The following is a 23,886-nucleotide window of genomic DNA, read 5'->3' as shown; positions in this document are numbered from 1 at the left end:
CGCCGCAGCTTAGTACGTTTCGAGGTGCAGACGACCTTCGCGCTTGAGTTGCGCGCCGACGGTGTCCCAGTCGAGCCCCGCTTCCTTCGCCACGTCACGCAGTGCGAGCACCACGCCCTCTTCCATGCTCTTGAGGCCGCACACGTAGAAGTGACTGGCGCCGTCTTTCAGCAGCGCGGCCAGGTCGGCGGCGCGTTCGCGCATCAGGTCCTGCACGTAGCGCTTGGGTTGGCCCGGCGTGCGCGAGAACGCGAAATTGATGTCGATGAAGTCTTTCGGCAGCGACTGCAGTGGGCCGAAGTACGGCAGCTCCTGCTGCGTGCGCGCGCCGAAGAACAGCATGAGCTTGCCGCCTTCGAACTTGCCGCTCTTGCGCAGGCGCCGGCGCCATTCGGTCATGGCGCGCATGGGCGCGCTGCCAGTGCCGGTGCAGATCATCACGATGTGCGACTTGGGGTGGTTCGGCATCAGGAACGAGGCGCCGAAGGGCCCCACCACCTGCACGGTGTCGCCCACCTTGAGGTCGCACACGTAGTTGGAGCACACGCCGCGCACCGGGTCGCCCTCGTGGTCCTCGGTGACGCGCTTCACGGTGAGCGAGACGTTGTTGTAGCCGGGCCGCTCGCCGTTGCGCGGGCTGGCCACCGAGTACTGGCGCGCATGGTGGCGCTTGCCGATGGCATCGACGCCCGGCGGCACGATGCCGATCGACTGGCCTTCGAGCACCGGGAACGGCACCACGCCGAAGTCGAGCACGATGTGGTGGGTCTCGCTGTCGAAGCCGGCCTCGGTGCAGTTGAAGTTGCCCACCACGGTGGCGGTGGTCGGCGTCTTCGGCGGAAAGAGGTTGGTGTAGGCATGCGCGGCCGACCAGGGCGGCACGCTGGCGCCGTACTGCGCGGAATTGAAGGCGGGCTCGGTGCCCTGCACGGCGGCCTGGGCCTGCGTCTGGGCAGGCACTTCCGCGGCCTCGGCGGCGGCGCCGGACACGCCCGCCGCCTCGAGTTCTTCGGGCGACAGCTCGGCGGGCAGTTCTTCCCACGTGAGCTGCTCTTCGATGGTGTACGCGCGCACCAGCGGCATGGTGCGCCAGTTGTCGATCGAGCCCGTGGGGCACGGCGAGATGCAGGCCATGCAGCCATTGCAGACGTCCGCGCGAACGACATAGTTGTTGTCGTCGTGCGTGATCGCGTTCACGGGGCAGGTCGCCTCGCAGGTGTTGCAGCGGATGCAGATCTCGGGGTCGATCAGGTGCTGCTTGATGACCCCGGCTTCAACGACCATGTCCATGTTGTTCTCCATGCCCTCGCCGTGGGGACGAGGGCTTCATATCCAGACGCTCAGCCGAAACGCACGTATTCAAAGTCGACAGGCTGGCGGTTGATGCCCATCACCGGCGGCGAGATCCAGCCTGCGAACTTGCCCGGCTCGATCACGCGGCCCATCAACGATGCCACGAAAGCGAAGTCTTCGGAACTCGGCAGCCATTCGTCGCGCTTGGCGGCCCATTCGATGTCGTTCACCACGCGGCCCTCGGGCGACATCTTGATGCCGGCGAGTGCGCCGATCTGGCGGTTGAAGGCCTTGTGCGGCACGACCAGGCGGGTGGGAATGCCGGCCTTCTCGAGCACCTTGTTCCAGCGGCCGACGCCGGCCACCGAGTCCTTGATGAAGTCGTCGCGCAGCACTTCGTTCAGGGCGTTGAGCATCGGCACATCCTTCTCGACGAGCTGGCCGTCCTTCACCTCGAGCACCTTGTAGGTCTGGCCCTTGAGCACGTGGTCGTCGTCGCGCTTGCCTTCTTCGTAGCGGCCCTTCAGGCCCGAGCTGTAGAAGATGGCGGCGTTGCTCGACTGGTCGGCGCCGAACAGGTCGATGGTCACCGAGTAGTGGAAGTTCAGGTAGCGCTGGATGGTGCCCAGGTCGATGCAGCCGGCGGCGCGGATCTTCTGCGCGTCGTCGGTCTTGAGCTCGTTCATCACCTGCGCGGTGCGCGCGATGACGCGCGACACGCCGCTCTCGCCCACGAACATGTGGTGCGCCTCTTCGGTCAGCATGAACTTCGTGGTGCGCGCCAGCGGGTCGAACGCGCTCTCGGCCAGCGCGGCCAGCTGGAACTTGCCGTCGCGGTCGGTGAAGTAGGTGAACATGAAGAACGCGAGCCAGTCGGGCGTCTTCTCGTTGAAGGCGCCCAGGATGCGCGGGTTGTTGGCGTCGCCCGAGGTGCGCTGCAGCAGCGCGTCGGCCTCTTCGCGGCCGTCGCGGCCGAAGTGCTTCTGCAGCAGGTAGACCATGGCCCACAGGTGGCGGCCTTCCTCGACGTTGATCTGGAACAGGTTGCGCAGGTCGTACATCGACGGCGCCGTGAGGCCCAGGTGGCGCTGCTGCTCGACCGACGCGGGCTCGGTGTCGCCCTGCGTGACGATGATGCGGCGCAGGTTGGCGCGGTGTTCGCCGGGCACGTCCTGCCAGACCTTCTCGCCCTTGTGGTCGCCGAAGTGCACTTCGCGGTTGGCGTCGCCCGGGTTCAGGAAGATGCCCCAGCGGTAGTCGCGCATCTTCACGTGGCCGAACTGCGCCCAGCCCTGCGGGTCGACGCTCACGGCGGTGCGCAGGTACACCTCGTGGTTGGTCGAGCCCTCGGGGCCCACGTCGTCCCACCAGTTGATGAAGTTGGGCTGCCAGCCTTCGAGCGCGCGCTGCAGCGTGCGGTCTTCGCCGAGGTTGACGTTGTTGGGGATCTTCTCGCTGTAGTTGATCGTGCTCATCGTTGTTCCTTGGGTTGTGCGGACTGCTCTGTGCTCAAACGCGGTTCAGGTCGAAGCCGGCTTTCTGGCCGGTGCCGTAGACCTTCAGCGCGCCCTTCTCGCCGACGGCGTTGGGGCGGTTGAAGATCCAGTTCTGCCAGGCCGTGAGGCGGCCGAAGATGCGGGTGGCCATGTTCTCCTTGCTGGCGAAGCGCAGGTTGGCTTCGAGGCCGGTGAGCGCGTCGGGCGACATGGCGGCGCGCTCTTCGATGGCGATGCGGATCTCGTCGTCCCAGTCGATGTCGTCGGGCGCGGCGGTGACGAGGCCGAGCTTCACGGCTTCGTCGGCGTCGAGCGCCTGGCCGGCGGCGGCGCGCGCGGCTTCGAGCGGTGCGGTCTCTTCATAGAAGCGGCGCTGCAGGCGGCTCTGGTCGTTCACCATCGGGAAGAAGCCGAAGTTGAATTCGTTGAGCGTGAGCTTCGGTGCGCGCGCGGCGTCGTCGGGCAGCGCGAGCATGTAGGTGCGGTCGGCCGCGAAGGCCAGCTCGGCCAGCGTGCCGGCGAAGCACGAGCCGGCCTCGACCAGCGCGAACAGGCTGCGCGACGACACATCGAGGCGCGCCAGCGTGCGGCGCAGGCCGCCGATGGTTTCGCGCACCAGCCAGTGGTCCTTGTTCGCGAACATCACGGCATCCGATGCGAGCACGGCGGCGGCGTCGCCTTCGGTCTTGAGCAGCCAGGTGCCGACGTCGAGTTCGTTGGTGCGCAGGTTGAGGATGGCGTCGTCGAGCTCGCGGCACACGGCCAGCGGCCACCAGGCGGCGCCCGCGGCTTCGATGGCGGCGATGTCGGCCGGCTGCGCGCCGGTGGGTGCCTTCACGGTGATCGTCGCGGTGCGCTTGCTGCGGTCGATCTGCACGTTGACGTTGGCGTACGCGATGCCGTCGGCGCTGTCGGTGCGTTCGACGCGGGTCAGGGCCACGCCCTTGGCGCCGGCGGGGCGGTCGCTGCCGGCGGCGAGTTGGGTGGCGCGTTCCTGCACGGCGGCGGGGAACTGTGCGGGCTTGGCCACGGCATCGACCAGGCGCCAGTCGACCGCGCGCTGGCCGCGCACGCCTTCGACGCTGGTGCAGAAGATGTCGGCGAGGTCGTGGCGCACGTGGCGCTTGTCGGTCACGCGGGTCAGGCCGCCGGTGCCGGGCAGCACGCCGAGCAGCGGCACTTCGGGCAGCGAGACGGACGAGGAGCGGTCGTCGACCAGCAAAATTTCGTCGCAGGCCAATGCCAGCTCGTAGCCGCCGCCGGCGCAGGCGCCGTTCACGGCCGCGAGGAACTTCAGGCCCGAGTGCTTGGAGGTGTCTTCCATGCCGTTGCGCGTCTCGTTGGTGAACTTGCAGAAGTTCACCTTCCAGGCGTGGCTGGAAACGCCGAGCATGAAGATGTTGGCGCCGGAGCAGAAGATGCGGTCCTTGCCGCTGGTGACGATCACGCTGCGCACTTCGGGGTGCTCGAAGCGGATGCGGTTGAGCGCGTCGTTCAGCTCGATGTCCACGCCCAGGTCGTAGCTGTTGAGCTTGAGCTTGTAGCCGGGGCGGATGCCGCCGTCTTCCGCGATGTCGAGCGTGAGGCGCGCAATGGCGCCGTCGAAGCTCAGCGACCAGTGGCGGTACTGGGCGGGTTCGATGCGGTAGTCGACGCGCTGGGGCGCCTGGAGCGTGGTGTCGGTCATGCGGAAGTCTCCTGTGGGGCTGTGTTCAGAAAACCGTGAACAGGAATAATAATGCACTTCCTTGTTCCGATGACATGCATCATGCTGCATGCAAACAGGCAAGTCAATGCCTGTTGTGCTTTTTTTCAGATTTCAGGATCGGGCAGGGCTTGTGCGGGGCGCACGACGGATCAGGGGGTGTGCGCAGGACACCGGGTACTTCCCTCCGCGAATGTCCCCCGGGCTTCGCCCTCCTCCTTGATTTCGCTGCGGGAAGCACCCAGTGCCCTGCGCACGGGGGCACGCGGTCGGTTCACGGCCGATCAACAACTGCTCTGAAACGCTCACGCCGATGGGGTGCCTTGCGCAGCGAAATTAAGGGGGAGGCCGCAGGCCGGAGGACATTCGCGGAGCAAGGTACCCCGTCGGCGGGAGCGTCGCCCTGAACAGCGAACGCCCCAACGCCAGCAAGCGAAAACTCAGGCCAACCCCATCGACTGCCGGGCAACCGCGCGCAGTGCCTGGAAGCTCTGCGGCAACGTCTTCCCACTGGTATCGACCGACAGATCGGCCTTCGAATAAAAGGCGGCGCGCCCATTCAGGATGCGCCGCAGGTCTTCCATCGCTTCCTTGCTGGCGGCCATCGGGCGGGTGTCGCCCTGCGCGGCCACGCGGCCCATGTGCTCCTCGGGCGCGGCCTGCAGCCACACGGTGGTGCAGTGGGCGAGCAGCTCGTTGAAGGTGGCCGGGTCGGACACGATGCCGCCGGGCGTGGCGATGACCACCTCACTGTAGATCTGCACCGCTTCTTCCAGCGCGCGGCGCTCGTAGCGGCGGTAGGCGTTGGTGCCGTACAGGTCGTGGATTTCTCGCACGCTGCAGCCCGCGAGCTTCTCGATCTCGCGGCTCAGTTCGATGAACGGAATTTCGAGGTCTTCGGCCAGCATCTGCCCCAGCGTCGACTTGCCCGCGCCGCGCAGCCCCACGAGCGCGATGCGCCGGTGGCGCGCCGGGTCGACCGAGGCCGTGCCCAGCATCTCGCCGAGCGCCACGCGCACGCGGCGCAGGTCGGCCTCGCTGCGGTGCTCGAGCAATTCGCGGATCAGCAGCCACTCGGGCGAGCTGGTCGTCACGTCGCCCACCAGCTCGGCCAGCGAGCAGTGCAGCGCCCCGGCCACCTGCTGCAGCACCAGGATCGATGCATTGCCGATGCCGTATTCCAGGTTCGCCAGGTGGCGCTCCGACACGTCGGCCGACAGGGCCACCGCCTTGCGCGTGAGGCCGCGCTGCGCGCGCAGGTTGCGCACGCGGTCGCCCAGTGCCACCAGCAATGGGTTCTTGGCCTCCCCGGCCACGGCGGCGCCGTGGTTGCCGGTGCCGCCCTCGGGCGCGGTGGCCAGCACCGCGTCTACATGCTCGTTCATGCCATTCCTCGTTCTTCGCCGGGATTGTGCGCGCTCAGGGTAAACACCATAGATGCACTATATTGCTTGACACCTGTTGTCTCGCTGCTTATTGTTCGATCACACGCAAGATACTGCACACACAGACTTCCTGCAAGAAGACGATAGTTCATCCGTTCGAGGCCCACGATGTCCGACACCCCCACGCCCGCCACCGGCAAGGCGGCATTTCACCAGCTGATCGCCGACCTGACCGCCGAGATCGCCGGCCAGCCGCTGGACGCCACACTCGACCAGTGGCTCAACGCCACCCACGGCGCCGGCAGCGCCCGTTTTGCGCAACTGCGCCAGGCCTGCATCGGCGGCGTCGCCGAAGGCTGGCTGTGCGATCGCGAAGGCGGCGGCATCAAGTACGGCCGCGTCTTCAAGGCCGAAGACGCGCTGCACCGCTTCTCGGTCGACGTGGTCGACATGCAGGACCTCGCCGGCCCGCACCACACGCACCCCAACGGCGAGATCGACCTGATCATGCCGCTGGACGACACCCCCGCCGCCACCTTCGACGGACGGCCCGCGGGCTGGTGCGTCTACGGGCCCGGCACCGCACACCGCCCGACCGTGGCCCAGGGCCGCGCACTCGTCCTCTACCTGCTGCCCGAAGGGCAGATCAAGTTCACCCCATGACCGACCTTCTCGCCAACCACGTCGCCGGCCGCTGGCAAAGCGGCACGGGCGCCGGCACGCCCCTGTTCGACCCGGTGCTCGGCACCGAACTCGCGCGCGTCGACGCCACTGGCCTCGACCTGCCCGAGGCCTTTGCCTTTGCACGCGAACAAGGCGGCCGCGCGCTGCGCGCCCTCACCTACCGCCAGCGCGCCGGCCTCCTCGCCGCGCTCGTGAAGGTGCTGCAGGCCAACCGCGACGCGTACTACGAGATCGCCACCGCGAACTGCGGCACGGTGAAGAACGACTCGGCCGTCGACATCGACGGCGCGATCTTCACGCTGGGCCAGTACGCGAAGTGGGGCGATGCGCTCGGCGACGTGCGCGCGCTGCGCGACGGCGAGGCCGTGAAGCTCGGCAAGGAGCCCGTGTTCCAGTCGCAGCACCTGCAGGTGCCGACGCACGGCGTGGCGCTGTTCATCAACGCCTTCAACTTCCCCTCGTGGGGCCTGTGGGAAAAGGCCGCGCCCGCGCTGCTGTCGGGCGTGCCCGTGATCGTCAAGCCCGCCACGGCCACCGCCTGGCTCACGCAACGCATGGTGAAAGACGTGGTCGATGCGGGCGTGCTGCCGGCCGGCGCGCTGTCGGTCATCTGCGGCAGTTCGGCCGGCCTGATGGACCAGCTGCAGCCCTTCGACGTGGTCTCGTTCACCGGCTCGGCCGAGACGGCCGCCGTGATCCGTTCGCACCCGGCCGTGGCCGAGCGCTCGGTGCGCGTGAACATCGAGGCCGACAGCCTCAACAGCGCCCTGCTGCTGCCCGGCGCCGCGCCCGGCAGCGAGGCCTTCAACCTCCTCGTGCGCGAAGTGGTGCGCGAGATGACGGTCAAGTCGGGCCAGAAGTGCACCGCCATCCGCCGCATCCTGGTGCCGGCCGAGGTGTACGACGCCGCCGCCGAAGCCATCGGCGCGAAGCTCGCGGGCGTGACCGTCGGCAACCCGCGCAACGAGAGCGTGCGCATGGGTTCGCTCGTGAGCCGCGCGCAACTGAACGCGGTGCGCGACGGCCTCGACGCCCTGGCCACGCAGACCACCGTGCTGCACGACAGCAGTAACAAGCCCCTCATCGACGCCGACCCCGCCGTGGCCGCCTGCATCGGCCCCGTGCTGCTGGGCGCGCGCGACGCCGATGCGGCGCAGCGCGTGCACGACGTGGAGGTGTTCGGCCCGGTCGCCACGCTGCTGCCCTACAACGACTTGGCGCACGGCATCGCGCTCGCGCACCGGGGCCAGGGCTCGCTCGTCACCTCGCTGTACGGCAGCGACGACGCCGCGCTGGCGCAGGCCGCGCTGTCGGTCGCGCCGAGCCACGGGCGCGTGCACGTCATCACGCCCGAGGTGGCGCAGGCCCACACCGGTCACGGCAACGTGATGCCGATGTCGCTGCACGGCGGCCCCGGCCGCGCGGGCGGCGGCGCCGAACTGGGCGGCCTGCGCGCGCTCGATTTCTATCACCGCAGGAGCGCGGTGCAGGCGAGCCCCGGCGTGCTCGCCGCCCTCGGCCTCTAGCGCCACGCACAGGCCCCAAGGAGACACACGATGAACAGCAGCCTGCCCGCACGATTCAACTTTGCCGAACACCTGTTCGCCCTCAACCGCGGCCGCGCCGCACGCACAGCCTACATCGACGACCGCGGCACGCTGGGCTACGGCCAGCTCGAAGACCGCGCGCGCCGCCTGGCCGCCGCGCTGAAGGCCGCGGGCATCCGCCGCGAAGAGCGCGTGCTGCTGCTCATGCTCGACGGCAACGACTGGCCCGTGAGCTTCCTGGGCTGCCTCTACGCGGGCATCGTGCCGGTGGCCGTGAACACGCTGCTCACGCCCGACGACTACGCCTACATGCTCGACCACAGCCGCGCGCAGGCGGTGCTGGTGTCGGGTGCGCTGCTGCCGACCCTGCAAGATGCGATGGCGCGCGGCGGCCATGAAGTGCAGACGCTGTTCGTGTCGCAACCGACGGGCACATTGCCCGAGGGCGCGCAGGAATTCGAAGCCGCGCTCGCCACCGTCGAGCCCTTGGCCGCACCCGCGCCCACCGCGTCGGACGACCCGGGCTTCTGGCTCTATTCCTCCGGCTCCACCGGCAAGCCCAAGGGCACGGTGCACACGCACGCCAACCTGTGGTGGACCGCCGAGCTCTACGGCAAGCCCGTGCTCGGCCTCACCGAAGGCGACGTGTGCTTCTCGGCCGCCAAGATGTACTTCGCGTACGGCCTGGGCAATGCGCTGACCTTCCCGTTGTCGGTAGGCGCCACCGTCGTGCTGATGGCCGAGCGCCCCACGCCCGACGCCACCTTCCGCCGCTGGACCGAGCACAAGCCCACCGTGTTCTTCGGCGCGCCCACGGGCTTTGCCGGCATGCTCGCCTCGCCGAAGCTGCCCGCGCGCGAGGCGGTCGCGCTGCGCATGTGCTCGTCGGCCGGCGAGGCCTTGCCCGGCGAGATCGCGCAGCGCTTCAAGGCGCACTTCGGCTGCGAGATCATCGACGGCATCGGCTCCACCGAGATGCTGCACATCTTCATCTCCAACCGCCCCGGCGACGTGCGCTACGGCACCACGGGCAAGCCGGTGGACGGCTACGAGGTCGAGCTGCGCGGCGAAGACGGCCGCCCCGTGCCCGACGGCGAGGTGGGCGACCTGTACATCCGCGGCCCGAGCTCGGCGCTCATGTACTGGTGCAACCGCGAGAAGTCGCGCGACACCTTCCAGGGCGGCTGGACCAAGAGCGGCGACAAGTACACGCGCGACGCCGACGGCTACTTCACCTACGCGGGCCGCAGCGACGACATGCTCAAGGTCAGCGGCATCTACGTCTCGCCCTTCGAGGTCGAGGCCACGCTGATGCAGCACCCCGCCGTGCTCGAGGCCGCCGTCATCGGCAAGGACGACGCCGACGGGCTCACGAAGACCAAGGCCTTCGTCGTGCTGAAGGACGGCGCCGCGGCCACCGAGGACGAGCTCAAGGCCTTCGTGAAGGAGCGCCTGGCGCCGTACAAGTACCCGCGCTTCCTGGAGTTCGTGAACGAGTTGCCGAAGACGGCCACCGGCAAGATCCAGCGCTTCCGGCTGCGCGAACGCGAGAAGCAGGCATGAGCACGCCCACGGTTGCCACCGACTTCGCCACCATCGACTGGCGCGGGCGCACCGTGCGCATCGAGTGCCAATGGATCGCCCCCGAGCGCGGCGCCGATGCCCCCCTCATCGTGTTCCTGCACGAAGGCCTGGGCTCCGTCGCCATGTGGAAGGACTTCCCCGCCCAGGTCTGCGAAGCTGCCGGCGCGCGCGGACTCGTGTTCTCGCGCCCCGGCTATGGGCGCTCCACGCCGCGCGCCGAAGACGAGATCTGGGACGTCGACTTCATGCACCGCCAGGCGCACGAGGTGCTGCCCGCGCTGTTCGCCGCGCTGAAGCTCGGCGACGAGAAACCCTGGCTCTTCGGCCACAGCGACGGCGGCTCGATCTCGCTGCTGTACGCCTCGCGCTTCTCCGACAAGGTCGCGGGCCTCGTGGTGCTCGCGCCGCACATCTTCGTGGAGGACAAGACCGTCGCGAACATCGAGATCGCGCGCGACGCCTACCGAACGACCGACCTGCCCGGCAAGCTCGGCCGCTACCACGACAGCGCCGACTCGGCCTTCTGGGGCTGGAACCGCATCTGGCTGCACCCGCCCTTTCGCGACTGGAACATCGAGGCCGAGCTGGCCACCATCCGCTGCCCCGTGCTCGCGGTGCAGGGCATCGACGACGAGTACGGCACGCTCGCGCAGATCCGCGACATCGCACCGCGCGTCGGTGGGATTTGCGAGCTGCTCGAAATCCCTGAATGCGGGCATTCCCCGCATCGCGATCAGCCGGATCGTGTCATCGTCGCGACCGCTTCTTTCATCACCAACAACAGGAGACAGACACCATGACGAACCTTCGCACCGCGCGCCTGGCGCTCACGGCCATCGCCTTCGCCGCCCTGGCCTCCGCGGCCGGCGCACAGGGCACGGCAAAGCTCAAGGTCGGCCTCATGCTGCCCTACAGCGGTACCTACACCGCCCTGGGCGTGGCCATTGAAAACGGCTTCAAGCTCTACGTGGAACAGCAGGGCGGCAAGCTCGCCGGCCGCGAGATCGAATACTTCAAGGTCGACGACGAGTCCGACCCCGCCAAGGCCACCGACAACGTCAACAAGCTCATCAAGCGCGACAACGTCGACGTGATCGTGGGCACCGTGCACTCGGGCGTGGCCATGGCCATGGCCAAGGCCGCCAAGGAAAGCGGCACCGTGCTGATCGTGCCCAACGCCGGCGCCGATGCGGTGACGGGCCCCATGTGCGCGCCCAACATCTTCCGCAGCTCGTTCAGCAACTGGCAGCCGGCCTACGCCATGGGCGAGGTGGCGGCCAAGCAGCAGGGCAAGAAGAAGGTCATGACCATCACCTGGAAGTACGCGGCCGGCGAAGAGTCGGTCAACGGCTTCAAGGAAGGCTTCGAGAAGAATGGCGGCAAGGTCGACAAGCAGCTCACGCTGCCCTTCCCCAACGTGGAGTTCCAGGCCCTGCTGACCGAGATCGCGGCGGCCAAGCCCGATGCGGTGTACGCCTTCTTCGCGGGCGGCGGCGCGGTGAAGTTCGTCAAGGACTACCAGGCCGCCGGCCTGAACAAGACCATCCCGCTGTACGGCCCCGGCTTCCTGACCGACGGCACGCTCGACGCGCAAGGCGAGTCGGCGCAAGGCATGCTCACCACGCTGCACTACGCCGACGGCCTGAACACCCCGCGCGACAACGCCTTCCGCGTGGCCTATGCCAAGTCGTTCAAGCTGCAGCCCGACGTGTACGCGGTGCAGGGCTACGACGCCGCGCAGATGCTGGGCGTGGGCCTGAATGCCACCAAGGGCGACATCTCGAAGAAGGCCGAGTTCACGGGCGCGATCGAGAAGGCCAAGATCGACAGCCCGCGCGGCACCTTCACGGTGAGCAAGTCGCACAACCCGGTGCAGGACATCTACCTGCGCAAGGTGGAAGGCAAGGAAAACAAGCTCGTCAGCACGGCCATCAAGGGCCTGTCCGATCCGGCGCGCGGCTGCCGGATGTAAGCAGGGCCACGGGCCTTCGGTTCTCTCTCGTTCCCTCGCGGCCCCGATCCATTTCACGGGGCTGCGAGCCGCCTTGCGGCAACCACAACCAACTGGGATCTCACGGTGGATTTCGGAACCTTTCTCGTGCAGTGCCTGAACTCCGTTCAATACGGCCTGCTGCTCTTTCTCGTGGCCTCGGGGCTGACGCTGATCTTCGGGATCATGGGCGTCATCAACCTCGCCCACGGGAGCTTCTACATGATCGGCGCCTACATGGCGTTCTCGCTGGCGCCGCTGTTCGGCGACCAGTTTCTGCTGATGCTGGTGGCCGGCGTGGTGCTGGCCGCGATCTTCGGCTACGTGCTGGAGTGGGCCTTCTTCAGCTACCTCTACCAGCGCGACCACCTGCAGCAGGTGCTCATGACCTACGGGCTCATCCTGGTGTTCGAGGAACTGCGCTCCATCTTCGTGGGCAACGACGTGCACGGCGTGAAGGTGCCCGCGTGGCTGGACGGCAGCTTTGCGCTGGGCAACGTCATGAGCTACCCGTGGTATCGCCTCTTTGCCTCGGCCGCCTGCATCGTGCTGGCCGTGGGCCTGTACTACGTGGTGAACCGCACGCGCCTGGGCATGATGATCCGCGCCGGCGCGAGCAACCGCGACATGGTGCGCGGCTTGGGCATCGACGTGAAGCGGCTGTACCGCATCGTGTTCGCGGCCGGCGTGGCGCTGGCGGCGCTGGCCGGCATGATCGCCGCGCCGATGTCCTCGGTGTACCCGAACATGGGCGCGAGCGTGCTCATCATCTGCTTCGTGCTGGTGGTGATCGGCGGCATCGGCTCGATCACCGGCGCGCTCGTGGCCTCGCTGCTGGTGGGTTTCGTCGACACCTTCGGCAAGGTGTTCTTCGCCGACCTGGCGGGCATCGGCATCTACCTCTTGATGGCCATCGTGCTGATATGGAAGCCCGAAGGCTTGATGGGGAGGCGGCCATGAGCCCCGTGGTTGCATCCGCACCTTCGTCGCCGCGGCGCGGTGCCTTCATCGTGCCCGTGCTGTGCGCCATCGCGCTCGGCGTGGCCGGCCCGCTGCTGGGCAACTACGCGTCGGACTTCATCGTCAAGGTGATGATCCTGTCGATCTTCGCGCTCAGCCTGGAGCTGCTCGTGGGCATGACCGGGCTCGTGAGCCTGGGCCATGCGGCCTTCTACGGCATCGGCGCGTACGTCACGGTGCTGGCCTCGGGCAACGAGGGCGGCAACTTCGCGGTGCTGCTCGTGCTGTCGATGGGCGCGGCGGCGCTGTATGCGCTGTTCGTGGGCGCGCTGAGCCTGCGCACGCGCGGCGTGTACTTCATCATGGTCACGCTGGCCTTTGCGCAGATGGCCTTCTTCGTGTTCCACGACACCAAGGTCGGTGGCGGCAGCGACGGCATCTACCTGTACGTGCGCCCCGCCCTCGGCGCGCTCGACATGGAGAACCGCACGGTGCTGTTCTACGTGGTGCTGGCGGCGCTGGTGTTCACCTACGGCCTGCTGGCGCTCATCCGCCGCTCGCGCTTCGGCGCCGCGCTCGCGGGCATCCGCGTGAACGAGCAGCGCATGCGCGCGGCGGGTTTCGCGGTGTACGGCTACAAGCTCGCGGCCTTCGTGCTCGCGGGCGCGCTGGCCGGGCTCGCGGGCTTTCTGCTGGCCTCGCGCGACGGCGTGGTCAACCCCGAGCTGATGGCCTGGCACAACTCCGGCGAGGTGCTGCTGATGGTGATCCTGGGCGGCCTCGGCCACCTGCGCGGCGCGGTGATCGGCGCCGTGGCCTTCACGCTGCTGAAGGAAATCTTCTCCACCCACGCCGTGATGGGCCCGCTGGCCGACCACTGGCAGCTCACGCTGGGCATTGCCATCATCGTGTTCGTGGCGCTGCTGCCCAAGGGCCTGATCGGCCTGGTGCAGCGCCTGTCGCCGAAGGGAGGCGCATGACCACCGCACTGCTGTCCGTGGACAAGCTCACGCGCCGCTTCGGCGGCCTCACGGCCGTCAACGCCGTCACGCTCGACCTGCACATCGGCGAGGTGCATGCGGTGATCGGCACCAACGGCGCCGGCAAGTCGACACTCATCAACATGCTCTCGGGCGAGATCGAAGCCTCCGAAGGCCGCATCGCGCTGGACGGCGTGGACATCACCGCGCGCGCGCAATCGCGCCGCGCCCGCGACGGCGTGGGCCGCAGCTACCAGCGCACCACCATCTTCCCGGAGTTCACGGTGCACGAGAACTGCCGCCTCGCCGCGCAGGCCGCCACGGCAAGACCGTGGGCGATCTGGCAGTCGTCGCAGCGCTGCGCCACCAGCAACGCCTCGGCCGACGCCGCGCTCGAAGCCGCCGGCCTCACCGCCGAAGCCCGGCGCGTCGCCGGCACGCTGAGCCACGGCGCGCAGCGCCAGCTCGAAGTGGCGATGTGCCTGGCCACCCACCCGCGCGTGCTGCTGCTGGACGAACCGCTCGCCGGCATGGGCGCGGAAGAGACCGACCGCATGCTCACGCTGCTCGCGCGGCTGAAGGCCACGCACGCCATCCTGCTGGTCGAGCACGACATGGACGCCGTGTTCCGCATCGCCGACCGCATCACGGTGATGGTGAACGGCACCGTCATCGCGACCGGCGACCCGACGTCGATCCGCGAGAACCCCGAGGTCCGCACCGCCTACCTCGGCGAGGAGCAACACTGATGCTGATCGTTCGCGACCTCAACACCTACTACGGCAACAGCCACATCCTGCGCGGCGTGCACGCCGGCATTCCGGCGGCGACCTCGGTCGGCCTGCTCGGGCGCAACGGCATGGGCAAGACCACGCTGATCCGCACCATCATGGGCTACGTGCGCCCCGCGTCAGGCGAAGTGCAGGTCGACGGCCGCACCGTCACCGGCCTGCCGCCCGAGAAGATGGCACGCCTGGGCATCGGCTACGTGCCCGAGGGGCGCGGCATCTTCCCGAACCTGTCGGTGCGCGAGAACCTCGTGATGAGCGAACGCGCCGGCATCGACGGCCAGCGCGCCTGGACCTTCGACCGCGTGATGGCCACCTTCCCGCGCCTGTCGGAACGGCTCTCGCACGGCGGCCAGCAGCTGTCGGGCGGTGAGCAGCAGATGCTCTCCATCGGCCGCGCGCTCATGACCAACCCGCGCCTGCTGATCCTCGACGAAGCCACCGAAGGCCTCGCGCCGCTGATCGTGGCCGAGATCTGGCGCGTGATCAGCGAAATCCGTGCGACGGGCATCGCCACGCTGATCGTCGACCGCGACTACCGCAAGGTGCTCGCGCACACGGACCTGGCGGTGGTGATGGAGAAGGGGCAGATCGTGCGGCATGGGGCGTCGGCCGATCTGCTGGCCGAGCCGCAGGTGCTGGAGGAACTGCTGGGGGTTTGAGCATGCGTGGCGGGCGTCACCCGGTCCGCTGTGCCATCAGGAAATCGATGAACACCCGCATGCGCAGCGGCACGTGGCGCCCGTCCGGGTACAGCAGCGTGTAGGGCCGCGAACGACCCGCGAAGGGCTTCAGCACCTCGACGAGCGAGCCGTCCGCCAATTCCTTCTCCACGACGAAGCGGTAGGTCTGGAACAACCCGGCGCCGCTTTTCGCGAGCGTGACGCCGCCAAGCACATCGTCGGAACAGCTGTAGGCGCTGTCCGCGAAGACTTCGCGGTCCTTGCCGTTCTCCTTGAAGAGCCACGAAATGCGGCGGCCGCTGCTGGGCAGCTCGAACTGGATGCACTCGTGCGCAGCGAGATCGTCCAGCGTGCGCGGCGTGCCGGCCTTCCGCAGGTATTTGCGCGTGGCGACCACGACCAGGTCCGCATCCTCGAGGTGCCGCGCAATCAGCGTGGAGTCGGGCTGGGCCCGCACGCGCACGGCCATGTCGTAGCCCTCTTCCACGAAATCGATGTTGCGGTTGCTCAAGTGCACGTGCAGCCGGATGTCGGGAAAGCGTTCGCGAAACGCCGGCAGCAAGGGCAGGATGCGGTGGTGGCCGTAGGTGGTCGGCACGCTGATGCGCAGCGTGCCCGAAGGCAGCACCTGCTGGCCCGTCACCTCGCGCTCGGCCTCGGCGAGCTGCGCCAGCGCCTGTCGGCACTGTACAAAGTAGGAGCGGCCCGCGTCGGTGAGCCGCACGCTGCGCGTGGTACGCACGAAAAGCCGCAATCCCAGCCGCTTCTCGAGCCGGGAGATCGATCGGCTCACGGCCGCCGGCGTCACACCAGCCGCGAGTGCCGCCGAGGTGAAGCCGCCGCTCTCCGCAGCGAGGCAGAACAACTCGATGCTGCCCAGAAGGATGTCGCCGAACTGCCGCTGCATGGATTGATTACCTTGTGTATCAAGTGAAGTTCGAGTCTAGTGATTTATCTGTTTCGCTGTCATCAATACAGTTCTCCCCACGTCATCAACTTCCCTGGAGAACCGACATGCAGGACAACTCTTCCCCCACCGTGGTCATCACCGGCGCCTCGAGCGGCATCGGCCTGGGCCTTGCGCAGGCGTACCTCGCGCGCGGCTTCAACGTGGTCGCGAATGCCCGCACCGCCGAGCGGCTCGCAGCCGCCGCGAAGCAGCTCGGCAACCCGGCGCGTCTTCTCGGCGTCGCGGGCGACATCGGCCACCGCGACACGGCGCAGCAGCTCGTCGACCGCGCCGTGGCGCGCTTCGGCCAGGTGGACGTGCTCATCAACAACGCGGGCATCTTCAACGCCAAGCCCTTCGTCGACTACACCGAAGACGAACTCGACCAACTGGTCGCCACGAACCTCAAGGGCTTCGTCTATGCCTCGCAGGCCGCGGCAAAGCACATGGTCGCGCGCCGCCAGGGACACATCGTCAACATCACGGCGAGCATCGCGCTGCAGCCGAACCAGCAGGTGCCGGCCGTGTTGCCGGTGCTGATCAAGGGCGGAATCAATGCCGCGACGCGCGCGCTGGCGCTCGAACTTGCACCGCACAACGTCAAGGTGAATGCGGTGGCACCCGGCATCGTGGACACGCCGCTGTACACGCCCGAGCAGCACGGCTTCCTCAACGGCCTGGCACCCGCCGGCCGCATCGCGACCGTGCAGGAGATCGCCGATGCGGTGCTCTACCTCACGAGCGCCGATTTCACGACCGGCGTCGTGCTGCCCGTGGATGGCGGCATGAGCACCGGCAAGTGGTAATCACCTCAGTCATTCAGCCAAGGAACACACCATGCCTTTCATCAACCTGAAGATCACCCGCGACGGCGTCACGCGCGAACAGAAAACCCAGGTCATTGCCGAGTTCACGGAAACGCTCGAACGGGTGCTGAAGAAGCCGCCGGAATGGACGCACATCGTGATCGAGGAGATCGACACCAACGACTGGGGCTTCGCGGGCCTGACGACCACCGAGTACCGCAAGCGGCTGGCCGACCGTGCGAAGCCGCCGCAGTGACGGAATGGCGCCGGATCGGGCCGCATTGCCCTCGATGTGAGGGGGAGTAACACGTCCGTTCCACCGGGTTTCACCTCTGTCCTGCGACAGCGCGACAGCCGAATCATGTCCGGCTGCGCAGCCCCTCCCCGTGCCGCGCCCACCCACGCACGAGGCTGCGCATGACGTCCCTGCAATCGCGCCACATCGACAACGTCTATTCGATCGCCACCGGCACGGCGCTGCGGGCCGATCCGGCGGCGAGCCTGGTGCACAAGTCGTGGGCGCGCTGCGTGCGCGACCATGGGCTCGACCCGTCGCGGCCGACGCCCGCGCGCATCCTGCCGGCGCAGGAGGTGCGCGTACACCAGCAGCAGCTCGAGCACTTCCTGCGCGCCGCGCGCGCGGGCATGGAAGACATCTACCGCCGCGTGGCCGAGCTGGGCTACATGGTGCTGCTGACCGACGCCGAGGGCATCACGGTCGACTACATCGGCAACCCGGCCTGGGACGACCAGCTGCGCCGCGCCGGCCTGTACCTGGGCGCCGACTGGAACGAGGCGCACGCCGGCACCTGCGGCGTGGGCACCTGCCTCATCGAGCGCCAGCCGATGACCTGCCACCAGACCGAGCACTTCGACGCCACGCACATCGCGCTCACCTGCACGACGGCGCCGCTGTTCGACCACAGCGGCAAGCTCACGGCGATCCTCGACGTGTCGGCGCTGCGCTCGCCCGAGGCGCGCGAGAGCCAGCACCTGGTGCGGCACCTGGTGTCGATGTACGCGCGGATGATCGAGGACGCCGACTTTCTGCGGCACTTTCGCGGCCACTGGATCTTGCGGCTGGGCAGTGCCTTCGGGCTGGTCGACGTGGCGGGCGAAGTCATGCTGGCCTTCGACGAAGGCGGCACGGTGGTGGGCGCCAACGGGGGCGCGCGCGAGGTCTTCCCGGGGCGCCAGCAACAACTGTTGGGCGGCGCGGTGTCGGAGCTGCTGCACCTGCCGATGGACGCGATCTGGCGCCTGGGCAACGGCGGCGCGTCGGCCCTGCCGTTTGCGCACACGGTGCTGCTGCCCGGCGGCGGCGAGTACCACGCCTCGCTGATCGCGCCGCGCCTGCGGCGCTCGCCGGTCACCGCGCCCTCATCGCCGGCACCCCAACCTTCGGACCGTTTGCCGCCACTCGAACGCATCGCGGGCGACGACGACCCCGCGATGCAGCAGCTGATCGCGCAGGCGCGCCGGCTCGTGGACCGCGGCATCCATGTGCTGGTCGAGGGCGAGACCGGCAGCGGCAAGGAGGTGCTGGCGCGCGCACTGCACGGCGCGAGCCGGCGTGCGGCGCTGCCCTTCGTGGCGGTGAACTGCGCGGCCATTCCCGATTCGCTGATCGAGAGCGAGCTCTTCGGCTACACGCCCGGCAGCTTCACGGGCGGCCGTGCCAAGGGCATGAAGGGGCTGATCGCGCAGGCCGACCGCGGCACGCTGTTTCTCGACGAGATCGGCGACATGCCGATGGCGCTGCAGACGCGGCTGCTGCGCGTGCTGTCCGAAGGCGAGGTGCTGCCGCTGGGCGCCGAGTCGCCCCAGCGCGTGGACCTTGCGGTGGTGGCGGCCACGCACCGTGACCTGTCGGCGCTGGTCGCGGCCGGGCGCTTTCGCGAGGACCTGTACTACCGGCTGTGCGGCGCGGTGCTGAAGCTGCCGCCGCTGCGCGCGCGACGCGACCGGCGCTACCTGATCGAGGCGATGTTCCATGAAGAGGCGGCGGCGATGGGCTCGACGGCGCGGCTGTCGGAGGCGGCGATGCTGCGGCTGATGGCGCACGACTGGCCGGGCAATCTGCGCGAGTTGCGCAATGTGCTGCGGTTGGCGCTGGCGCTCTGCACGGGCGCGAGCATCACGCCCGAGGAGCTGCGCCTGGCGCCGCATCGTCCGTCGCTCGACCACCGCGACGCCATGCCTTCCACGGTCGACGGGGAAGACAGCGCCGCCGACGCCACGCGCCTGCTCGACGCGCTTGAGCGCCACCGCTGGCATGTAGCGCGGGCCGCGCAGGCGCTCGGCATCAGCCGCGCCACCGCGTACCGCCACATGAAGCGCTTCGGCATCGTGGCGCCGCAGCGCGGCTGATCTGATCTAGCACGCCAATATCTGCTCGATGGCGCGCACGGCCGTGCCCAGGCCGTCTTCCGCGCGCATGCGTTCGCCCAACGCCCGGGCCCGCGCGCGCACCTGCGGGTCGTGCGCGAAGGCGATCCCGCGCGCCAGGTCGTCGGCGCCGAACCGGCCGCCGGCCACCGCGGGCGCCGCCACGCCCGCCTGTGCGAGGTGGTGCGCCCAGAACGCCTGGTCGCCCGCGAAGGGCACGACCACCGAGGGCACGCCCGCGCGCGCGGCCGAGTGGCTGGTGCCCGAGCCGCCGTGGTGCACCACCAGCGCCATCTGCGGAAAGAGCCAGTCGTGTGGCGTGTCGCCGATCACGTGGAAGTTCGGTGGCAGCTGCCCCACTTCGAGGCCGCTCCATCCGGGGTGCAGCACCGCGCGCCGGCCGGCCATGCCATCGACGAGGGCCGCGAGCAGCCGCGCCTTGTCGAAGCCCGTCATGCTGCCGAAGCCGATGTAGACGGGCGCCTCGCCGGCCGCGAGGAAGTCGCGCAGCGCCGCCGGCGGCTGCCAGTCGGGCGCGGGCGCGAGCCACTGGCCGCACACGGCAGCGTTGGCGGGCCAGTCGGCGGGGCGCGGCAGCAGGCTCGGCGAGTAGCCGTAGAGCACGGGGTGCGTGGTCCACAGGCGGCGGCGCGGCGGCAGGCCGCAGACCTCGGCGCGCGCGGCGTTCACGGCCGGCCGGAAGGCGCGCCAGAGCAGCCCGTTGACGAGGTGGTGGCTCGCGCGGTTCAAAAAGCGCGGCACGCGGGCGGGCGGCAGAAAGGGCGAGGCGAAGGCGGCCGTCGGCGTGAGCGGGAACATGCCCGCGCCGATGGCGGGCACGCCCAGCGCCTCGGCCGCCGACAGGCCCACGAAGGCCGCGAGCCCCGCGCAGACGATCGCGTCGCAACCCTGCGCGGTCTCGACGGTCTGGCGCAGCCAGGGCGTGGCGTTGGCATTGGCGATGTCCGCGAGCGCCTTCGCGGCGGCGGCCGGCTTGTCGCCCTGCGCGATGACGCCGCCGAGTGCCTGCCGGATGTCGCCGGCCAGCGCCTGCGAGCGCACGCCGAGCCGTTCGGCCGCGCCGAGCGTGGTCGCGTCCGCCAGCAGCACCGACGCATGGCCCGCGTCGTCCAGCGCGCGGCACAGCGCGGCGAGCGGGCGGGCGTCGCCCTCGGTGCCGTAGGTGAGCACGGCGAGTTTCATGGGGCGCGCCTCCTTGCAGCGGATGGCTTCGGGGCCGTGCGCGCGCCGCCGACGAAGAGGTCGACGACCACCGCGAACTCGTCGCGCAGCACGAGGCCGGGCAGCGTGAGCCAACGCATCAGCGCGCCGAAGTACAGGTGGTGCAGCAGGCTCGCGAGGTGCGCGGCCGAGACGTCGGTGCGCAGCGTGCCGGCCTGCTGGGCGGCGGCGATGAGCGCCTCGAACAGCCCCGACAGGTCGCGCGGCGTGCCGCGGTCGCCGCCGCCGAGTTCGCTTTCGATGTTGAGGAAGCGAAAGCGGAAGTAGTCGAGCAGGTAGGCCCGGTACCGCTCGGACCATTCGGCCGACGCGTCGAGCAGGCCGGTGAGCTGCGCCGTGAAGCCCGCCTTCGGGTCGATGGCCTCGTGCAGGCGCTGCGCATCGACCACGAGCTCGAGGTGCACCCAGTGCGCCAGGATCGCTTCCTTGGTCGGGAAGTGGTTGTAGAGCGTGCCCTTGGCCACGTCGGACTGCTGCGCGATCTGCTCCATGGTGGTCGCGTCGTAGCCCTGGGCTTCGAACAGGCGCATGGCGGTGGCGGCGACGTGGTCGAGCGTCTGGGTGCGGCGGCGCTCACGGCGGCCTGGGGGTTCTGGTTCGGTCACGGTTCGGGGCCCTTGAATTTGAACGTCGTCCAATTTTATACGTCGTTCAGATTCTCATGCATCGTCTCAGTCTCGGTGAGACAGCGACAGGCACCTGCGACAAAACCGCCGCCAACCCCTTGATTCTTCGTCGTTCCCCGCACGGCACGAAAGCTGCGCCACGAACCCTGCGTGCGCCTTGCCGCGCCGCGATTCGATTCGTTCAACGACACAACGGAGACATGCAATGACAGACCCGACCACCGGCCCCACCCGGGCCGCCGCCCAATGGCTGGCCGACTTCGCCGCCGCGCTCGCACGCGGCGACATCGATGCGGCCGTCTCGCTGTTCGAGGCCGACAGCTACTGGCGCGACCTCGTCGCCTTCACCTGGAACCTCCGCACGCAGGAAGGCGCGGGGGCCATCCGCGCGATGCTGCAGGCGCGCCTGGCCGACACGCAGCCCACGGCCTTTGCGCTCGAGGGCGAGGCGACCGAGGCCGACGGCGTGGTCGATGCATGGTTCACCTTCGAGACGCGCGTGGCGCGCGGGCGCGGCCACCTGCGCTTGCGTTCACATGACGGCGGTGGCAAGGCCTGGACGCTGCTCACCACCATGACCGAGCTGAAGGGCTTCGAGGAAAAGACCGGCGACAACCGCATCAAGGGCGCCGAGCACGGCGTGCACAAGGGCCGCAAGAACTGGCTCGAGAAGCGCCGCGACGAAGAGGCCGCGCTGGGCTACACCGAGCAGCCCGAGGTGGTGATCATCGGCGGCGGCCAGGGCGGCATCGCGCTGGGGGCGCGGCTGCGGCGGCTGGGCGTGCCGACGATCATCGTGGAGCGCAACGCCAAGGCCGGCGACTCCTGGCGCAAGCGCTACAAGTCGCTGTGCCTGCACGACCCGGTCTGGTACGACCACCTGCCCTACATGCCCTTCCCCGACGACTGGCCGGTGTTCGCGCCCAAGGACAAGATCGGCGACTGGCTCGAGATGTACACGAAGATCATGGAGCTCAACTACTGGAGCTCGACGAACGCGACCAAGGCGCGCTTCGACGAGGCCACGCAGCGCTGGGAGGTGCAGGTGGAGCGCGAGGGCAAGCCCGTGACGCTGCGCCCGAAGCAGCTGGTGTTCGCGCTCGGCGTGTCGGGCTACCCGAACGTGCCGAAGGTGGCGGGCGCCGAGAACTTCCTGGGCGACCAGCACCACTCCAGCCAGCACCCCGGGCCCGAGGCCTACGCGGGCAAGAAGTGCGTGGTGCTGGGCTCGAACAACTCGGCGCACGACATCTGCGCGGCGCTGTGGGAGCACGGCGCCGACGTGACGATGGTCCAGCGCTCGTCCACGCACATCGCGCCCTCGCAGTCGCTCATGGAGCTGGCGCTGGGCGGGCTGTATTCCGAGCAAGCGGTGAAGAGCGGCATCGACCACCACAAGGGCGACCTGATCTTCGCCTCGGTGCCCTACAAGATCATGCACACCTTCCACATCCCGGTGTACGAGGAGATGAAGAAGCGCGACGCCGACCTGTACGCGCGGCTGGAGAAGGCGGGCTTCCTGCTCGACTTCGGCGTGGACGGCTCGGGCCTGTTCATGAAGTACCTGCGGCGCGGCTCGGGCTACTACATCGACGTGGGCGCCTCGGAGCTGGTGGCCAACGGCAGCATCCACCTCAAGAGCGGCGTGAACATCGAGCGCGTGAACGAACGCTCGGTCACGCTCACCGACGGCACCGAGCTGCCGGCCGACCTGCTGGTGTACGCCACGGGCTACGGCTCGATGAACGGCTGGCTCGCCGACCTGATCTCGCCCGAGATCGCCGACAAGGTCGGCAAGTGCTGGGGCCTGGGCTCCGACACGCCGAAGGACCCGGGTCCGTGGGAAGGCGAGCTGCGCAACATGTGGAAGCCGACGCAGGTGCCCCAGCTGTGGTTCCACGGCGGCAACCTGCACCAGTCGCGCCACTACTCGCAGTTCCTGGCGCTGCAGCTGAAGGCGCGCATGGAAGGGATCGACACGCCGGTGTACGAGCTGGCGGCGTCGCACCACAAGCGCTGAGCGGCTGGCGCTTCCTCTCCCCTCGGGGAGAGGGAGTCGTTCACTCCTGGATGAAGCGGCGCAAGCCTTCGAGGTCGGTCACGGTGATGCCGCCGTACTCGATGTGCAGGAACCCGGCCTCCTTCAGCCGGTTCAACGCCGCGTTGCAGCGCTGGCGCGACACGCCCGACAGGTTGGCGATCTCTTCCTGCGAGGTCTGCAGGTGCGGTTCGCTGCCCGGGTGCAGCCAGGGGTGGAACAGGCCGGCCAGCGCGCGCGCCACCTGGCTGTCGGCGTCGAGCAGCCGGTGCGCGGCGTAGCTGCCCATGAACCAGTGCAGCCGCTCGTTGATCTGCTGCAGCAAAAAGTGATCGAAGCCGCGCTGCGTGCGGTGCAGCCACTCGAAGGTCTCCAGCGGCAGTTGCGCCACGCGGCTGGGCCGCAGCGCAATGATGTCGGCCGAGCGCGGCACGGCGCGCAGCAGCGTGCCTTCGCCGAACCAGCTGCCCACCGACAGTCCGCCCAGCGTGACCGAGCGGCCGTCGCTGGAGGTGATCGACCACTTGAGCAGCCCCTCGAGCGTGCCGTACCAGTGCAGTGGCGTGTCGCCGCGCCGGCACAGCGCGGCGCCGGCGGCCACCTCGACCTCGCGCATCTCGTCGAGCACGCGCTCGCCCGCGCCCACGTCGAGCAGCGGAAACCAGGCCGAGCCCTGCAGCAGCTGGGGAATGGTCAGGGAGGCCGCGGGGATCGCCGGCTTGGTCGGGGGCATGCCGTCTTT

General features: G+C 68.9%; 21 protein-coding genes. 13 read left to right on the top strand and 8 right to left on the bottom strand.

Annotation, left to right across the window (positions count from 1 at the left end; translation table 11 throughout):
- Window positions 1-9: 9 nt before the first annotated feature.
- From boxA to AC1RAA_RS30380, 4 genes are all read right to left on the bottom strand, one after another.
- Window positions 10-1,290, bottom strand: a complete 1,281-nt coding sequence (boxA, locus tag AC1RAA_RS30395) for a benzoyl-CoA 2,3-epoxidase subunit BoxA (protein WP_062470507.1) — start codon at window positions 1,288-1,290, stop codon at window positions 10-12.
- 50 nt (window positions 1,291-1,340) lie between these two features.
- Window positions 1,341-2,768 (bottom strand): benzoyl-CoA 2,3-epoxidase subunit BoxB, encoded by a 1,428-nt coding sequence (gene boxB / locus AC1RAA_RS30390; protein ID WP_062470322.1) that lies wholly within the window; start codon window positions 2,766-2,768, stop codon window positions 1,341-1,343.
- A gap of 34 nt (window positions 2,769-2,802) precedes the next feature.
- The gene (gene boxC, locus AC1RAA_RS30385; RefSeq protein ID WP_095743080.1) at window positions 2,803-4,476 is read right to left on the bottom strand and encodes a 2,3-epoxybenzoyl-CoA dihydrolase; all 1,674 of its coding nucleotides are present in this window, start codon (window positions 4,474-4,476) and stop codon (window positions 2,803-2,805) included.
- Between the two features lie 458 nt (window positions 4,477-4,934).
- Entirely contained in the window at window positions 4,935-5,879 is a 945-nt protein-coding gene (locus tag AC1RAA_RS30380; RefSeq protein WP_062470316.1) for a helix-turn-helix transcriptional regulator, read from the bottom strand.
- 168 nt (window positions 5,880-6,047) lie between these two features.
- Between AC1RAA_RS30380 and AC1RAA_RS30375 the strand changes: the two genes are divergently transcribed.
- The 9 genes from AC1RAA_RS30375 (at window position 6,048) to AC1RAA_RS30335 (ending at window position 15,074) form a co-directional block, all read left to right on the top strand.
- Complete coding sequence (locus AC1RAA_RS30375) at window positions 6,048-6,542, top strand: 4-hydroxylaminobenzoate lyase (protein WP_062470313.1); 495 nt, start codon at window positions 6,048-6,050, stop codon at window positions 6,540-6,542.
- Window positions 6,539-8,089, top strand: a complete 1,551-nt coding sequence (locus AC1RAA_RS30370) for a 3,4-dehydroadipyl-CoA semialdehyde dehydrogenase (RefSeq protein WP_492729951.1) — start codon at window positions 6,539-6,541, stop codon at window positions 8,087-8,089. The genes AC1RAA_RS30375 and AC1RAA_RS30370 overlap by 4 nt, the downstream gene beginning before the upstream one ends.
- 30 nt (window positions 8,090-8,119) lie before the next feature.
- Window positions 8,120-9,673 carry a benzoate-CoA ligase family protein gene (locus AC1RAA_RS30365; RefSeq protein ID WP_492729953.1) on the top strand — a complete coding sequence of 518 codons (1,554 nt, stop codon included), beginning with the start codon at window positions 8,120-8,122 and terminating at the stop codon, window positions 9,671-9,673.
- Window positions 9,670-10,494 carry an alpha/beta fold hydrolase gene (locus AC1RAA_RS30360; protein ID WP_492729955.1) on the top strand — a complete coding sequence of 275 codons (825 nt, stop codon included), beginning with the start codon at window positions 9,670-9,672 and terminating at the stop codon, window positions 10,492-10,494. Before AC1RAA_RS30365 ends, AC1RAA_RS30360 begins: the two co-directional genes overlap by 4 nt.
- Entirely contained in the window at window positions 10,491-11,666 is a 1,176-nt protein-coding gene (locus AC1RAA_RS30355) for an ABC transporter substrate-binding protein (RefSeq protein ID WP_070061398.1), read from the top strand. The genes AC1RAA_RS30360 and AC1RAA_RS30355 overlap by 4 nt, the downstream gene beginning before the upstream one ends.
- A gap of 105 nt (window positions 11,667-11,771) precedes the next feature.
- Window positions 11,772-12,644: a branched-chain amino acid ABC transporter permease gene (locus tag AC1RAA_RS30350; RefSeq protein ID WP_062470301.1), complete on the top strand. Its 873-nt coding sequence runs from the start codon at window positions 11,772-11,774 to the stop codon at window positions 12,642-12,644.
- Window positions 12,641-13,624 carry a branched-chain amino acid ABC transporter permease gene (locus tag AC1RAA_RS30345; protein WP_095743074.1) on the top strand — a complete coding sequence of 328 codons (984 nt, stop codon included), beginning with the start codon at window positions 12,641-12,643 and terminating at the stop codon, window positions 13,622-13,624. The genes AC1RAA_RS30350 and AC1RAA_RS30345 overlap by 4 nt, the downstream gene beginning before the upstream one ends.
- A complete protein-coding gene (locus tag AC1RAA_RS30340) occupies window positions 13,621-14,373 on the top strand; it encodes an ABC transporter ATP-binding protein (RefSeq protein ID WP_492729958.1) in 753 nt (250 codons plus the stop codon). The genes AC1RAA_RS30345 and AC1RAA_RS30340 overlap by 4 nt, the downstream gene beginning before the upstream one ends.
- Window positions 14,373-15,074, top strand: coding sequence for an ABC transporter ATP-binding protein (locus tag AC1RAA_RS30335; protein ID WP_139703457.1), 702 nt, complete (start codon window positions 14,373-14,375; stop codon window positions 15,072-15,074). Before AC1RAA_RS30340 ends, AC1RAA_RS30335 begins: the two co-directional genes overlap by 1 nt.
- A 16-nt stretch (window positions 15,075-15,090) precedes the next feature.
- Here AC1RAA_RS30335 and AC1RAA_RS30330 read toward each other — a convergent pair whose 3' ends face one another.
- Window positions 15,091-16,002: a LysR family transcriptional regulator gene (locus AC1RAA_RS30330; RefSeq protein WP_492729960.1), complete on the bottom strand. Its 912-nt coding sequence runs from the start codon at window positions 16,000-16,002 to the stop codon at window positions 15,091-15,093.
- 107 nt (window positions 16,003-16,109) lie between these two features.
- Between AC1RAA_RS30330 and AC1RAA_RS30325 the strand changes: the two genes are divergently transcribed.
- The 3 genes from AC1RAA_RS30325 to AC1RAA_RS30315 all read left to right on the top strand — a co-directional run bounded on the left by AC1RAA_RS30325 (window position 16,110) and on the right by AC1RAA_RS30315 (window position 19,220).
- Window positions 16,110-16,850: an SDR family NAD(P)-dependent oxidoreductase gene (locus AC1RAA_RS30325; protein ID WP_492729962.1), complete on the top strand. Its 741-nt coding sequence runs from the start codon at window positions 16,110-16,112 to the stop codon at window positions 16,848-16,850.
- Window positions 16,851-16,881: 31 nt separating this feature from the next.
- On the top strand, window positions 16,882-17,106 hold the full coding sequence (locus AC1RAA_RS30320) for a tautomerase family protein (protein ID WP_095948466.1): 225 nt from the start codon (window positions 16,882-16,884) through the stop codon (window positions 17,104-17,106).
- Between the two features lie 161 nt (window positions 17,107-17,267).
- Window positions 17,268-19,220: a sigma-54-dependent Fis family transcriptional regulator gene (locus AC1RAA_RS30315; RefSeq protein WP_492729965.1), complete on the top strand. Its 1,953-nt coding sequence runs from the start codon at window positions 17,268-17,270 to the stop codon at window positions 19,218-19,220.
- A gap of 6 nt (window positions 19,221-19,226) precedes the next feature.
- Here the strand turns inward: AC1RAA_RS30315 and AC1RAA_RS30310 are convergent, their stop codons facing one another.
- Complete coding sequence (locus AC1RAA_RS30310) at window positions 19,227-20,441, bottom strand: glycosyltransferase (RefSeq protein ID WP_492729967.1); 1,215 nt, start codon at window positions 20,439-20,441, stop codon at window positions 19,227-19,229.
- On the bottom strand, window positions 20,438-21,085 hold the full coding sequence (locus AC1RAA_RS30305) for a TetR/AcrR family transcriptional regulator (RefSeq protein WP_492729969.1): 648 nt from the start codon (window positions 21,083-21,085) through the stop codon (window positions 20,438-20,440). The genes AC1RAA_RS30310 and AC1RAA_RS30305 overlap by 4 nt, the downstream gene beginning before the upstream one ends.
- Before the next feature lie 226 nt (window positions 21,086-21,311).
- On the opposite strand from AC1RAA_RS30305, the gene AC1RAA_RS30300 reads away from it, so the two are divergent.
- On the top strand, window positions 21,312-23,126 hold the full coding sequence (locus AC1RAA_RS30300; protein ID WP_492729972.1) for an NAD(P)-binding domain-containing protein: 1,815 nt from the start codon (window positions 21,312-21,314) through the stop codon (window positions 23,124-23,126).
- A 40-nt stretch (window positions 23,127-23,166) separates the two neighbouring features.
- Here the strand turns inward: AC1RAA_RS30300 and AC1RAA_RS30295 are convergent, their stop codons facing one another.
- Window positions 23,167-23,877: a Crp/Fnr family transcriptional regulator gene (locus tag AC1RAA_RS30295; protein ID WP_070061409.1), complete on the bottom strand. Its 711-nt coding sequence runs from the start codon at window positions 23,875-23,877 to the stop codon at window positions 23,167-23,169.
- Between the last annotated feature and the right edge of the window lie 9 nt (window positions 23,878-23,886).

The organism is Variovorax sp. GW823-FHT04F07, from assembly GCF_058795995.1.
The sequence above is the reverse complement of the archived record's forward strand: the minus strand, read 5'-3'. Positions and strand labels throughout refer to the sequence as shown.

What these genes read in the sequence shown, in the direction of transcription:
- boxA (WP_062470507.1), bottom strand. Translation starts at nt 1,290, where the DNA reads ATGGACATGGTCGTTGAAGCCGGGGTCATCAAGCAGCACCTGATCGAC.
- boxB (WP_062470322.1), bottom strand. Translation starts at nt 2,768, where the DNA reads ATGAGCACGATCAACTACAGCGAGAAGATCCCCAACAACGTCAACCTC.
- boxC (WP_095743080.1), bottom strand. Translation starts at nt 4,476, where the DNA reads ATGACCGACACCACGCTCCAGGCGCCCCAGCGCGTCGACTACCGCATC.
- AC1RAA_RS30380 (WP_062470316.1), bottom strand. Translation starts at nt 5,879, where the DNA reads ATGAACGAGCATGTAGACGCGGTGCTGGCCACCGCGCCCGAGGGCGGC.
- AC1RAA_RS30375 (WP_062470313.1), top strand. Translation starts at nt 6,048, where the DNA reads ATGTCCGACACCCCCACGCCCGCCACCGGCAAGGCGGCATTTCACCAG.
- AC1RAA_RS30370 (WP_492729951.1), top strand. Translation starts at nt 6,539, where the DNA reads ATGACCGACCTTCTCGCCAACCACGTCGCCGGCCGCTGGCAAAGCGGC.
- AC1RAA_RS30365 (WP_492729953.1), top strand. Translation starts at nt 8,120, where the DNA reads ATGAACAGCAGCCTGCCCGCACGATTCAACTTTGCCGAACACCTGTTC.
- AC1RAA_RS30360 (WP_492729955.1), top strand. Translation starts at nt 9,670, where the DNA reads ATGAGCACGCCCACGGTTGCCACCGACTTCGCCACCATCGACTGGCGC.
- AC1RAA_RS30355 (WP_070061398.1), top strand. Translation starts at nt 10,491, where the DNA reads ATGACGAACCTTCGCACCGCGCGCCTGGCGCTCACGGCCATCGCCTTC.
- AC1RAA_RS30345 (WP_095743074.1), top strand. Translation starts at nt 12,641, where the DNA reads ATGAGCCCCGTGGTTGCATCCGCACCTTCGTCGCCGCGGCGCGGTGCC.
- AC1RAA_RS30340 (WP_492729958.1), top strand. Translation starts at nt 13,621, where the DNA reads ATGACCACCGCACTGCTGTCCGTGGACAAGCTCACGCGCCGCTTCGGC.
- AC1RAA_RS30335 (WP_139703457.1), top strand. Translation starts at nt 14,373, where the DNA reads ATGCTGATCGTTCGCGACCTCAACACCTACTACGGCAACAGCCACATC.
- AC1RAA_RS30330 (WP_492729960.1), bottom strand. Translation starts at nt 16,002, where the DNA reads ATGCAGCGGCAGTTCGGCGACATCCTTCTGGGCAGCATCGAGTTGTTC.
- AC1RAA_RS30325 (WP_492729962.1), top strand. Translation starts at nt 16,110, where the DNA reads ATGCAGGACAACTCTTCCCCCACCGTGGTCATCACCGGCGCCTCGAGC.
- AC1RAA_RS30320 (WP_095948466.1), top strand. Translation starts at nt 16,882, where the DNA reads ATGCCTTTCATCAACCTGAAGATCACCCGCGACGGCGTCACGCGCGAA.
- AC1RAA_RS30315 (WP_492729965.1), top strand. Translation starts at nt 17,268, where the DNA reads ATGACGTCCCTGCAATCGCGCCACATCGACAACGTCTATTCGATCGCC.
- AC1RAA_RS30310 (WP_492729967.1), bottom strand. Translation starts at nt 20,441, where the DNA reads ATGAAACTCGCCGTGCTCACCTACGGCACCGAGGGCGACGCCCGCCCG.
- AC1RAA_RS30300 (WP_492729972.1), top strand. Translation starts at nt 21,312, where the DNA reads ATGACAGACCCGACCACCGGCCCCACCCGGGCCGCCGCCCAATGGCTG.
- AC1RAA_RS30295 (WP_070061409.1), bottom strand. Translation starts at nt 23,877, where the DNA reads ATGCCCCCGACCAAGCCGGCGATCCCCGCGGCCTCCCTGACCATTCCC.